This window comes from Planctomycetia bacterium (assembly GCA_021413845.1).
Lineage (GTDB): Bacteria > Planctomycetota > Planctomycetia > Pirellulales > PNKZ01 > PNKZ01.
Window position 1 is genome coordinate 36,183 of sequence record JAIOPP010000052.1, and the last position, 10,174, is coordinate 46,356.

A 10,174-nucleotide genomic window follows, 5' to 3' on the forward strand; every position below is an offset into this window, starting at 1 on the left:
AAGCAGTTACCAGCGACCGCGACGTCGAAACAACCGCGGAGCCGCCGCGGGGCACGGACCATCGCCGCAAGGCCCCGCATTTCGCGTCTGCGGCGTGGGGGCTGGTGCGTACGGCTCCAACGTCGGAGCCGGGTCGAACCACTGCACGTCGCCCGCGGGCACCGTGTACGCTTCCGCAAACGACGGCAGGGCCGGTGCCGAGGCCCGATAGTTCGGCAACGTGTCGAACTGGTACGACGGGCGAGCCCGCTTGATCGCCGTCTCGCCGAGGATGCCGACGGCCGCGCGCTTGGCACGCAGGGCGTTGCTCTGCGGCTCGGCGCAACCGGCGAACAACACGACCAGCGACACGATCGCGATGACGACGATCATCAGCCACGTTTCGATGAAGCAACCCCGGCGCGGCGGACCGGGATCGCCGAGCTGCGTCTGCGTGGTGCGAAAGAGCATCGGCTCACGGACGGCCATTGCGTTCGGATCGAACAGGCGGATTTGGCTGGAATATCCCGTGTGCATTACAGCTCGCTCTCCACCTTGAGCGTCACATGCCCGGTTCCAGCGTCACCCACTGCCGACGAAGCAGCGGGTGGGGGAGCGGCGGCGGGAGCGGGTTGTCCAATCGGATTCGCGCCGGCGGGAAACCAGGGACGTCTTTCGTCGCGGCCTCCGTCGTCGGTGCGGCGCTTGCGGAGCTGCTCGAGCTTGTGCTCGATGCGACCTTCCGCGTCGGCGACCTTCCGATCGCTCACCTTGCGCTCGCGCTCGGTCGAGCAGCCGTCGATGAGCATCGTCGTGACCAGCGACACGACCAAGTTGATGATGAAAGCCTTCATGATGATCTCCTTAAACGAACGACGAAAATCGCAACCGCAGCGAACTATCGTTCCGCGAACGGCGACGAAGAATAAACGGAGGGATGGCAGTGGAATCGCACGGGTCCCCAGAAGGCCTCACGGTCCTGCCTGCGATCGAACGTCGCCGGCAACGTCGGCTTCGGGCATTCCCGCTCGCGCTCTTCGAGCTGCTTGCGCAACCGGTCGACACGCTCCTTCACTTCGTCGCGGATTCGCGTGTTCACGGCGTCTTGCCGTTGATGCTCTTCGCTCGCAGCTTGAATCCTCGAACCGGAATCGCCGAGCTCGACGAGCACGATGTTGCCGCCGACGATCATGAACGGCTTGTTCTCGGGCGGATGCAAATAACGGTCGCCGTGATGGAGCAACGCGCAGCTGGTGTAATACTTCTCGTTGCTCGCCACGTCGCGAATGACGTCGACGGTTTCCCGGGAAACGACGTATACCCGTCCTTCTTCGCAAGCGTCGTAGGTGCCGCCGAGATTGCCGTGGCCGGTGAAAGAGGTAAACGCCGCGCCGGCCCCGAAGCCGACCGCGAGCAACGCGATGAAGATGCCTAGGCCGACGATTTGATCCTTGAATTTCATAGCGTTACAAACCTTTGACGATGAGCAGCTCTTGCCGAGGGAAGCCGATGAGCGAGCTCACGGCGTACGAATCACGCCCCGCGATCATGCGGAGCCAAGTAGCCATCGGGCACCAGAAAGCGCCGCGCGGTTGGTCGGAGGGATAGATGCCGCGGCTTTGGTCGAGCCAATCCGGGCCCCAGCTGTTGAGGATGAGCACGGCCGGGATATCGAACCGCACGCCGATGGCGCACATGCAATGCGGCCAGCTGCCGCTCGGCCTGGCGATCCCGTTGACGTCGGTCCACTCGGTGAAGCCCTGGCCGGAGCAAACCGGAATCGGATAACCGTTGGAAAGTGCGGCGATCGTTTCCGCTTCGGTCGTGACGAGCGCGACCTGGCGAATCGGATGTTGTCGCGCGATGAAGTCGAGCCGACCGCCGTCGGCTCGCCCGCCGCAACCGAAGGCACCCCAGTTGCGGGCCCGAGCTCCGGAGTAAACGCGCAGGTCGCATTCGCTCGAAGCGCCGCCCGTGTAGTCGAGCCGAAACAGCACGCCGAACTTCGTGACCCCCGCGGCCATCGCCGCGCCGTACGAACCGTCGCCCGAACGGTTGTAGGTCAGGCCGGCCCCTTCGACGCGGCCGAGGCCGTACATCGGTTCGGTGGCGACGATTTGGAAGTCGCCGCTGCGACCTTCGAGATAATCGATCGCCAGCACGATATCGACGGCGTGCGACCAGCCCCAGCTGGTGCAGTCGCCGATCTCCTGCCGGCCGACGACGAACGGCTTACCGAACTTGCGCTGATGCGCCTCGTTCAGGGCGCGATAGAGCAGGATCGGCTTTCCGTCGCTCGCCGAAGTGACTTGCGGGGTCGGCGGGCCCCTGGCTTGGAAAAAATGCGGTGCCGCCTGCTGCAGCGTCGGTCGCGCCAAGCTCCGGATGTAAAGCTCGCTCCGTTGCGGCTGCGGCGTGTAGCCCATCGGCGGCAGAGCATGCGGTCGGACCGGCGCGGCATCGGGCAACGGTGCCGGCCGAGCGACGTCGACGTCGGGATCGGCCGCTTCGTGAATCGGCCGAACGTGCGACGGTTTGGAAACGGTCGGACGCTGTTCGGCCGCATCCTTGCAGCCGAACAGCGTCGCCGAAGCGGTCAGCCCGAAGGCGACCGCTATACGCGCGAGAGTCTTCATCGATCAGCATCCTTGCTTAGATCTGCAGCGCCGAAGCCTGCACTTCTCGGAGCGCCTGAATCCATTCAGAGCGCCGTTCGTCGGTGAGCGTGTCGCCGAGGTCTTTCCCCAGCCGTGCTTTGAGATATTCGCCGATCGTCTTTCCGAGCGCCGGGTAGCGCTCGGAGAACGTCCAGCGTTGCGTGTAGAACTTCCGAATGACGACGATTTGCTCGTCGACCGTGGCACCGGTGTTGTACACCCGCTCGCGGCCTTCGAGCTCGCCGTCGAACTCGACGCCTTCGGCGACGATCGCCATCACTTCGGCCAAGGCCTGCGCATGCTCACGACGTTCGCCGACGTTCCCGTTCCGCTCGAAGATCGGTCGCAGGTCCAGTTGCGTCGGCGGCAGCGGCTCGTTACTCGAGTCGACGGTCTGCAACGGCGAAGCGATCGCCAACAGAATCACGAAGCCCACTGCGAGACCGCCGATGAATTGCTTTACCGAGTCGCTCATAAATCGGATCCTGCAGCTGCGGTCGTGAGGGAATCAAAAGGGCGACGCGGTTACTTCGTCGAAGTGAAGTGCTCGGCGATCGCGGCTTGGATCGCCGGCTCGATCTGCGCGGGAGGCAGACCCAACACGGCCGCGGCGTCTTGCTTCTTGGTGAGGTCCGCCATCAACGCCTTGAGCTTTTGCTCGACACTCTGCGTGACCGTGACCCCTAACGCCAGGCCCGGGATGCCCAGCTTCGCGAAGAGCTTCGGTCCGAAGATCCCGCCCGCGACGAACGCGGCCGCGATGATGCCGAGCATCGGCAGGTTGAGCGACGACGCCAGGTTGAGAAGTTGGAACTGCACGACCGCACCTCGGGAAGGGATGATGAAGACGCCCGACGCCGAAGCGCTACGCCTGGTTCGGTTGGAACGTAGCGATGACGCTCAGGGCGTCGGACGAATGGAAGAACGCGGCGAACTGGTCGATCAGCTTGTCGGCCGTGACGAGCATCAGCTTCTTGAGCGCCGGGTCGATCAGGTTGTCCGGGCCTGGCAGATCGATCGGTTCGATGACTTGGTCGTACAGCTCGGCGAGGAACTGCAGCACGACGGCCTTCTTCTCGAGGCCGGTGGCGGCGAGGTCTTCGGCGATTTGCATCGCCGAGGGTATGGCAGGCAGCACGGCCTGATGCATCGCGGCCATCACGCCGAGCGCTCCGGCTTCGACCTTGTCGTGAGCGGTCTTAATGACCGCACGAAGTTCGCCGCGGACGGAATCGTAGAGGCTCATGGGGCACCCGCTGTGGATTGTTGCGGGGCCGGATTCCGATTGCGGATGCGTCGCACGGTCCAACGTGAGATGCCCGCTTCGCGAGCGATCTCGTGCGTCAGTAAGCGTTTGGCCTTCGTCAGCCGAAGCACGGTGGCTTCGATCGACTTGGGCGTCCGTTTGCGACCCGCCATGATCCGATCTCCCTGCCCTCAAGTGGGCGGAACGATGCTACGTGCCAGGTGGTGCAAAATAGGGGTCCAATTTTGCCCCCGCCGCGAAGTAGGTTCTGAGGATCTCCTCCACGCCGCGAACCGAAGGGTGCTAGCTATGGCGAAGAAGATCGCCGAAGAAGAAGACGTCCTCGCGATTCAAATCAAGCATTACCTTGAACTTGAGGATAATCGCAAAACGCTGAATCGTCTCGCCGGAAGCGTCGAGCGGCAGGGCGACCCGATCTACGAAGATTTGTTGGAGCACACGCGTGCCAACGGCGGCGTGGAGAAGGAAGTCGTGCATGCCGGATATCGTTTGACGATCCACACGGTCGAAGGGACCGTGAAATGGAAAGACGAGTTCATCAAGCTCGCCGGTGCCGCGATGGCCGAAGATCTGCAGAGCAAAGCGGAGAAGCGCGAGAAGCTGGAGATCGAACCGCTGGCAGCCGTCGTCGCGTCGAAGTCGCGCAAAGCGGCCTAGCGTTTCCGGGGAAACGATCACGCACGCTACGGGCAGCCGGTCCCTCCAGCGAGCTTTTCGCCGGTAAGAAATTCTTCGGCCCATCCGGGAATTTCGCTTTCAACGAGCAAAGGATGGCTCGACGATAGACCCGCTCGGAACACGTCGTAGAAGTTCATTTGCGCCATCTTCACGATCTTCTCCGCTAGCGCTCGTGCGTCGACAACAAATTCCAAGACCTGTCCGATTTCTTTGCATCGCACTCGGTTATCGACTCCTGTCCCCTTCCTTGTAATGTAGATCTTCACTTTGTGGCTTTGATGATTGAAGGATGCTTGGTGCAAGAGTCCGTCACGGAGGCACTGCCAAAGCTTTTTCGTTTCATCCAGATGAAGGTTGAATAGACGTTCGCCGATTTGCCGATAAAACGAGTCGCCGAGTTTACTCGACTGTCCGCTATCGCTGGTCTGCCGAAAGTAGCGCTCGGCCAAGGGAATGCTCAAGATAAGCGCGGCAATCCCTCCATCTTTCTCATTACAGAGTCGAAGGATCGGATCGGCATACCACGCGTTGAATTGTTCAAGAGTCATCTCCGTTGGATCGGCTGACTCGGTATTAAGATTATTCATCGCGAACCTGTATCTTTGGATGCTCGGGGCAGGGCCATGGTAGGCGGGATTCGCGATTATGAACACCGTCGAAGGCAAGCCGTCGCTCGAAGCGTTCCTAAGGATATTCTGCCCTGAAGTGGACGGCATTCGCATCCGAACGACGGGCTGAAACAGGGCGTGCCGAACGGCGTTCTGGACTGCCGATCCGGTAGCCGCGAACGAGGTATTTCTGACACCCTCGGTCTTCGGAACCGAGGGTTACAGGTTCGAATCCTGTCGGGTGTACTCGTTCGCTCTCGCGCCGAGCTTGAATTTAAGCTCAGGGCCCGCTGGCAGAGTACCGCGGTATGATTGCGCATTCTTGCGCCTGAGGGCCGAATTTAAGGCCTATGCTCGCGATCGGCGGGATGCTTCCCGCTCGATCTACTACCGTATCGAGGCCGCCTAGAGGCTGGCGTCGAGCTCGAGTTCTCGCACTTTCGCAGAGAGGCTCACGATACAGGTCAAATAGCCCTGCAACTCCTCGATCCGCTGCGATTGCAGAACGATCTGCTTATTGGCGAGCCGAAGTTGTTCGAGCAATTCAGCGGCAGACCGCTTTGAGTTGCCTGCCAAGTCGCTGATGTCCGTGTACTCGAACTCAGGGTGCATCCCGTTCATGGCGTCAGGGCGAGCATGTTCGCTCTTGTCCGTGCTGCATCCGTTGCACTCGTTGATGACTTTAGGCATGTCTGAGCTTCCGACTCTTGATGGTGTTTTTAAGGAGTTCTCGAAGTGTGTAGAACTCCCTAACTAGTTGGGTATAGCCTCGAATAAACCAATAGGAAGTTGCTGATACTAGAGAATGCGGGATTTCGTAGGCGATCTTCGTCGAAGACGTGTGTTATTCGTTACGACCGAATTAAAGCTAAGAGATTCGGCGTAGCAAACCCCGCAACCGATGGCTCTTAACGCCTCGACGCTCTGAGAATATCGCTTCTGCGCGTTGGTTTTGGTGGACGGCAAGCCTCTTTCGGCTTCGTCGGCACCGTTCCGAAGAGCCCGTCGGGTCGGCTCTCCTCGTATCGAACGCAAGCGTGTCGAAAGGCATTCGGTCCACGGCACAATGGTCTCTCCAACCGGAAGGCCATCTCTAAACTGCTTATTGATAAGTAGTTAGCAACAAGCAATTTTCGCATGCTGCATTCCCTAGAAGCAGAAATAACAAGATAGACGGAATGAATAGGAAAAATAATATGACCAAAAAAGATAAAATAGATTGAATAAATAGAATAGGCAGTATAAAACGGTAATTGTCACATGTCGGCCAGTCATCACGACAGGAACGACTGTGCTCGACACGCAAGGAATTTCCGGAGTTCCAAGTGTGTCGAGGAAGCGGAAACGGCGGAAGCCGGGCCCGATCCGCCTGCCTCGTGTCGAGGGGGCGTGAAAGTTTGTCTCTCACAAAAACCCACGTTTAGAAAGTCAGAACCATGTTGAAGCGTCTTTGGAGCGAAGAAGTCGGTGCGATCGTTTCGGCCGAAATCATGTTGGTCGCCACGATCCTCGTGATCGGCGTGATCGTTGGTCTCAAGAGCGTCCGTGATTCGGTCGTGACCGAACTCGCCGACGTCGCTCAAGCGATCGGCAACGTCAACCAAACCTACTCGTACAGCGGCGTCAGCGGTCACCACACGTTCACCGCCGGTGCTCAATTCACCGACAACGCCGACTTCTGCGATGTCTCGTCTTTGTCCGATGCCGGCAACTCGAAGTGCGTCGTGATCTGCACCTCGATCCAGACCCCAGGCGGCAGCAGCGAACCGACGAACTAACGTCGCTGGTCGAACGACTCAAGTGCCAAGCCTGAGTTGATCGGCCTGTCGGAAACGCGAATGGGGGCCGAGGGTAAGACTCTCTTTTCCCACGGCCCCCTCTTCGCGGCTCTCCCATCCCCAACGAATCCCACTGTCTTGTGAATTACCGTCTTGCGAATGTTCCTTTGTTGCGAGCCTCTAGGTCGCCTTGCTCTTTCGACCTAGCGGCTTGTCGTCCGATCCTGATCCGTACCTGATCCGTAAGTGTCCGTTTCCAAACCCTGTTTTTTAGAAAGTCAGAACCATGTTGAAGCGTCTTTGGAGTGAAGAAGTCGGTGCCATCGTCTCGGCTGAAATCATGTTGGTCGCCACGATTCTCGTGATCGGCGTCATCGTAGGCCTGAAGAGCGTCCGCGATTCCGTCGTGACCGAACTCGCCGACGTCGCTCAAGCGATCGGCAACGTCAACCAAACGTACTCGTACAGCGGTGTCAGCGGACATCACACGTTCACCGCCGGTGCCCAGTTCACCGACAACGCCGACTTCTGCGACGTCCCGGGCACCCCGACCGACATCGGCAACTCGAAGTGCGTCGTAATCTGCACGTCGATCCAAGCCCCAGGCGGCACGACTGAACCTACGAACTAGTCTCTCTTAAGTCGAACGAATCCGGGTGCCCACTAGGATTCGCTCGATAGACCGATGGAAACGTGATCGGGGGCCGTGGGTAAGACTCTGTTTTCCCACGGCCCCCTACGTCGCGAATGTTTGCTGTCCGATGTAGAAGCGTAAATGTTGTCGCGCCGTGCGGAACCTTTGCGAGCCTCGAGGTCGTCTCTCTCTCACGACCTAGGGACTAGCGGAACCGCGAGTTGCGAGTCTCACCAACACCTTTACTAAAAGAAGTCCTCTCATGTTGAAGCGTTTTTGGAAGGAAGAATTCGGTGCGATCGTTTCGGCCGAAGTTATGTTGGTCGCCACGATCTTGGTGATCGGAGTTATCGTGGGTCTGAAAAGCGTTCGTGATTCGGTGGCAACCGAATTGGCGGACGTCGCTCAGGCCTTCGGCAACGTCAACCAAACGTATTCGTACAGTGCCACCAGCGGGCACCACACGTTTACCGCCGGTGGACAGTTCACCGATGCCGCCGACTTCTGTGATCTCCCCGGGATGGTGATGAACTGCGAGCAACAATCGAAGTGCGTTGCCATCTGCACTTCGATCCAAGCTCCCGGTGGAAGCACCGAACCGTTGAACTAAGGTTTGTTGCCGTGTCGAACGACTCTTGTGCCAACTAGGAGTTGCTCGATGGGGCGTAAGTCGCGAATGGGGGCCGAGGGGAATCTCTCTCCTTTCCCACGGCCCCCTCTTCGCGGACCCAAGATGCGAAGCTCTCCGAGAAACCTGTGCCTTGCGGAATCGTGCCTTTGCGGGGCCCTAGGTCGTCTCTCTCCCGACCTACGGCCCCGCTTTCTTTTTGATCCGCTCGTCGCTTCTCCTCGCAACGAAACGAAATCACGATGGTCGTTAAGAAATCCAAACTCTATTCCTTCCTCTGGTCGAGCTGCCGGCGACTTCGCGGTTCGATGGATGTCGGTCGATTCAAAGACTACGTGTTGGTGCTGCTCTGCGTGAAATACGCCGGCGACAAATACACGAGCGGCTCGAGCGCTCCGATCGTGGTTCCGCCAGACGCCGGATTTAAGGATCTCGTAGCCCTCAAAGGTCGTCCCGACATCGGGGCTCGGATCAATCAAGAAATCGTGGCTCGACTGGCTGCCGACAACCGGCTCTCCGACCTGCCCGACTTCGACGACGCTTGTCTCGGCGTCGGCCCGGAAAAGGTCGACCGCCTTTCCGCCCTGATCGCGATCTTCGAGAACGAGGCGCTCGACTTTTCGACGACCCTCCCCGAACACGACGATCTTCTCGGCGGGGCCTACGAATATCTGTTGCGCTACTGCGGCATGGAAAACGGCAAGAACTCCGGCCAACCGCACACGCCGGCCGAAGTGAGCCGCGTCATGGCGCAGGTGCTCGGCGTCGGCGAAGGCGCGACCGAAGCCACGACGGCCTACGACCCGACCTTCGGCTTCGGCTCGCCGCTGCTCCGACTCGCGATCGACGCCCGGCGCAAGCCGCTGCTCTACGGACAAGCTCGCGATTCCGCTTCGAGCGGCCTCGCACAACTTCACCTCCGGCTCCAGCACGGCGCGATCGCGAACATCGCCGTCGGCAACACGCTCGCAGATCCGCAGTTCAAAGACGGCGACAAGCTCAAGACGTTCGACTTCGTGGTCGCCGACCCGCTTTTGCACGGCGACTGCTGGCGCTGCGGAATCGATCCGGCGCTCGATCCTTATCAACGCTTCCGACCCTTCGGCACGCCGCCGGAAAAAGGGGGCGGATACGCTTATTTGCTGCATGTCGTTCACTCGCTCAACGGCACGGGCCGCGGGGCGTGCATCATGCCGCAACGCGCCTTGTCGCGCGGAGCGCGCGGCAGCGCCGAGGCCGACATTCGCTGGGCGCTCATTCGCAAAGGCCTGATCTCGGGCATCATCGGGCTGCCGCCGAATCTCTTCTTCGGCACCGGTATCTCGGCCTGCATCGTGATCGTCGACAAACGCGGTGCGCACGCTCGCAAAGGCGTATTCATGATCGACGCCGGTGCGAGCTTCGTGAAAGACGGCTTGAAGAACCGACTCCGCGAGCAAGATCTGCAACGAATCGTCGACGTCTTCCACGATCGGCTGGAAATTCCCGGCTATTCCCGCCTCGTGGCGACCCACGAGATCGCCCGGGCCGACTACAACCTGAGCCTGCAACACCACATCAACGGTCGGCCGACTCGCGGCTTCCGCAACGTCGCCGGCTCGCTGCCGCGCGCGGTGCCGGGAGTCGACGTCGACGCCCTGCGACACTATTGGTCCGCCTTCTCTCAACTCGGACAGGCATCGTTGAGCAACCGCCTCGACGCCCCTCCCGAGTCGAGCTCCTGACCAAGCCATGAAACATCGAAAATCCTATTCCTTTCGGCGCTCCTCGATCCTTAGAAATAACTATCGCACCGCCGTTAAACACTAGAAGTAGTTTCAAAACCGTCTGAGGGTGATGACGAGGCAGGCGAGTTGAACGAATCCGAGGAACAGATTTTCGTGATGTTCGTAGCGTGTGACCAGTCGCCGGAAGTTCTGCAGCCAGGAGATCGACCGTTCGATCT

Annotated in this window: 15 protein-coding genes and 1 tRNA gene; 6 read left to right on the forward strand and 10 right to left on the reverse strand. The window is 59.9% G+C overall.

Going from position 1 to position 10,174, the window contains the following annotated elements; genetic code table 11:
• Positions 1–6: 6 nt before the first annotated feature.
• Genes K8U03_09310 through K8U03_09345 form a run of 8 tightly spaced genes read right to left on the reverse strand, consistent with a single transcriptional unit; the run spans position 7 to position 4,055 of the window.
• The gene (locus K8U03_09310; protein ID MCE9605083.1) at positions 7–516 is read right to left on the reverse strand and encodes a hypothetical protein; all 510 of its coding nucleotides are present in this window, start codon (positions 514–516) and stop codon (positions 7–9) included.
• Positions 516–833: a hypothetical protein gene (locus K8U03_09315; GenBank protein ID MCE9605084.1), complete on the reverse strand. Its 318-nt coding sequence runs from the start codon at positions 831–833 to the stop codon at positions 516–518. The genes K8U03_09310 and K8U03_09315 overlap by 1 nt, the downstream gene beginning before the upstream one ends.
• Positions 834–877: 44 nt before the next feature.
• Positions 878–1,441, reverse strand: a complete 564-nt coding sequence (locus tag K8U03_09320) for a hypothetical protein (protein MCE9605085.1) — start codon at positions 1,439–1,441, stop codon at positions 878–880.
• Between the two features lie 4 nt (positions 1,442–1,445).
• Positions 1,446–2,615 carry a hypothetical protein gene (locus K8U03_09325; GenBank protein MCE9605086.1) on the reverse strand — a complete coding sequence of 390 codons (1,170 nt, stop codon included), beginning with the start codon at positions 2,613–2,615 and terminating at the stop codon, positions 1,446–1,448.
• Positions 2,616–2,631: 16 nt separating this feature from the next.
• Positions 2,632–3,111, reverse strand: coding sequence for a hypothetical protein (locus K8U03_09330; GenBank protein MCE9605087.1), 480 nt, complete (start codon positions 3,109–3,111; stop codon positions 2,632–2,634).
• Between the two features lie 50 nt (positions 3,112–3,161).
• A complete protein-coding gene (locus tag K8U03_09335; GenBank protein MCE9605088.1) occupies positions 3,162–3,455 on the reverse strand; it encodes a hypothetical protein in 294 nt (97 codons plus the stop codon).
• A 46-nt stretch (positions 3,456–3,501) separates the two neighbouring features.
• On the reverse strand, positions 3,502–3,882 hold the full coding sequence (locus K8U03_09340; protein MCE9605089.1) for a hypothetical protein: 381 nt from the start codon (positions 3,880–3,882) through the stop codon (positions 3,502–3,504).
• Positions 3,879–4,055 (reverse strand): hypothetical protein, encoded by a 177-nt coding sequence (locus tag K8U03_09345; GenBank protein MCE9605090.1) that lies wholly within the window; start codon positions 4,053–4,055, stop codon positions 3,879–3,881. The genes K8U03_09340 and K8U03_09345 overlap by 4 nt, the downstream gene beginning before the upstream one ends.
• Positions 4,056–4,191: 136 nt before the next feature.
• Here K8U03_09345 and K8U03_09350 point away from each other — a divergent pair, with 136 nt between their 5' ends.
• Positions 4,192–4,560 (forward strand): hypothetical protein, encoded by a 369-nt coding sequence (locus tag K8U03_09350; GenBank protein ID MCE9605091.1) that lies wholly within the window; start codon positions 4,192–4,194, stop codon positions 4,558–4,560.
• A gap of 26 nt (positions 4,561–4,586) precedes the next feature.
• Here the strand turns inward: K8U03_09350 and K8U03_09355 are convergent, their stop codons facing one another.
• The gene (locus K8U03_09355) at positions 4,587–5,168 is read right to left on the reverse strand and encodes a hypothetical protein (GenBank protein MCE9605092.1); all 582 of its coding nucleotides are present in this window, start codon (positions 5,166–5,168) and stop codon (positions 4,587–4,589) included.
• Positions 5,169–5,368: 200 nt separating this feature from the next.
• On the opposite strand from K8U03_09355, the gene K8U03_09360 reads away from it, so the two are divergent.
• A tRNA-Arg gene (locus K8U03_09360) sits at positions 5,369–5,435 on the forward strand.
• Positions 5,436–5,594: 159 nt separating this feature from the next.
• On the opposite strand, the gene K8U03_09365 is transcribed toward K8U03_09360, so the two are convergent.
• Positions 5,595–5,879 carry a hypothetical protein gene (locus K8U03_09365; protein MCE9605093.1) on the reverse strand — a complete coding sequence of 95 codons (285 nt, stop codon included), beginning with the start codon at positions 5,877–5,879 and terminating at the stop codon, positions 5,595–5,597.
• Between the two features lie 746 nt (positions 5,880–6,625).
• Here K8U03_09365 and K8U03_09370 point away from each other — a divergent pair.
• The 4 genes from K8U03_09370 to K8U03_09385 all read left to right on the forward strand — a co-directional run bounded on the left by K8U03_09370 (position 6,626) and on the right by K8U03_09385 (position 9,953).
• Positions 6,626–6,967 (forward strand): hypothetical protein, encoded by a 342-nt coding sequence (locus K8U03_09370; GenBank protein MCE9605094.1) that lies wholly within the window; start codon positions 6,626–6,628, stop codon positions 6,965–6,967.
• A gap of 286 nt (positions 6,968–7,253) precedes the next feature.
• Complete coding sequence (locus K8U03_09375) at positions 7,254–7,598, forward strand: hypothetical protein (GenBank protein ID MCE9605095.1); 345 nt, start codon at positions 7,254–7,256, stop codon at positions 7,596–7,598.
• Positions 7,599–7,863: 265 nt separating this feature from the next.
• Positions 7,864–8,211, forward strand: a complete 348-nt coding sequence (locus K8U03_09380; protein ID MCE9605096.1) for a hypothetical protein — start codon at positions 7,864–7,866, stop codon at positions 8,209–8,211.
• 260 nt (positions 8,212–8,471) lie between these two features.
• Positions 8,472–9,953: a type I restriction-modification system subunit M gene (locus K8U03_09385; GenBank protein ID MCE9605097.1), complete on the forward strand. Its 1,482-nt coding sequence runs from the start codon at positions 8,472–8,474 to the stop codon at positions 9,951–9,953.
• Positions 9,954–10,174: the final 221 nt, after the last annotated feature.

Excerpts from the sequence above, each read along its gene's own strand:
- K8U03_09325 (MCE9605086.1), bottom strand. The coding sequence starts at position 2,615 with ATGAAGACTCTCGCGCGTATAGCGGTCGCCTTCGGGCTGACCGCTTCG.
- K8U03_09330 (MCE9605087.1), bottom strand. The coding sequence starts at position 3,111 with ATGAGCGACTCGGTAAAGCAATTCATCGGCGGTCTCGCAGTGGGCTTC.
- K8U03_09375 (MCE9605095.1), top strand. The coding sequence starts at position 7,254 with ATGTTGAAGCGTCTTTGGAGTGAAGAAGTCGGTGCCATCGTCTCGGCT.
- K8U03_09365 (MCE9605093.1), bottom strand. The coding sequence starts at position 5,879 with ATGCCTAAAGTCATCAACGAGTGCAACGGATGCAGCACGGACAAGAGC.
- K8U03_09370 (MCE9605094.1), top strand. The coding sequence starts at position 6,626 with ATGTTGAAGCGTCTTTGGAGCGAAGAAGTCGGTGCGATCGTTTCGGCC.
- K8U03_09385 (MCE9605097.1), top strand. The coding sequence starts at position 8,472 with ATGGTCGTTAAGAAATCCAAACTCTATTCCTTCCTCTGGTCGAGCTGC.
- K8U03_09340 (MCE9605089.1), bottom strand. The coding sequence starts at position 3,882 with ATGAGCCTCTACGATTCCGTCCGCGGCGAACTTCGTGCGGTCATTAAG.
- K8U03_09350 (MCE9605091.1), top strand. The coding sequence starts at position 4,192 with ATGGCGAAGAAGATCGCCGAAGAAGAAGACGTCCTCGCGATTCAAATC.
- K8U03_09320 (MCE9605085.1), bottom strand. The coding sequence starts at position 1,441 with ATGAAATTCAAGGATCAAATCGTCGGCCTAGGCATCTTCATCGCGTTG.
- K8U03_09380 (MCE9605096.1), top strand. The coding sequence starts at position 7,864 with ATGTTGAAGCGTTTTTGGAAGGAAGAATTCGGTGCGATCGTTTCGGCC.
- K8U03_09310 (MCE9605083.1), bottom strand. The coding sequence starts at position 516 with ATGCACACGGGATATTCCAGCCAAATCCGCCTGTTCGATCCGAACGCA.
- K8U03_09355 (MCE9605092.1), bottom strand. The coding sequence starts at position 5,168 with ATGAATAATCTTAATACCGAGTCAGCCGATCCAACGGAGATGACTCTT.
- K8U03_09345 (MCE9605090.1), bottom strand. The coding sequence starts at position 4,055 with ATGGCGGGTCGCAAACGGACGCCCAAGTCGATCGAAGCCACCGTGCTT.
- K8U03_09315 (MCE9605084.1), bottom strand. The coding sequence starts at position 833 with ATGAAGGCTTTCATCATCAACTTGGTCGTGTCGCTGGTCACGACGATG.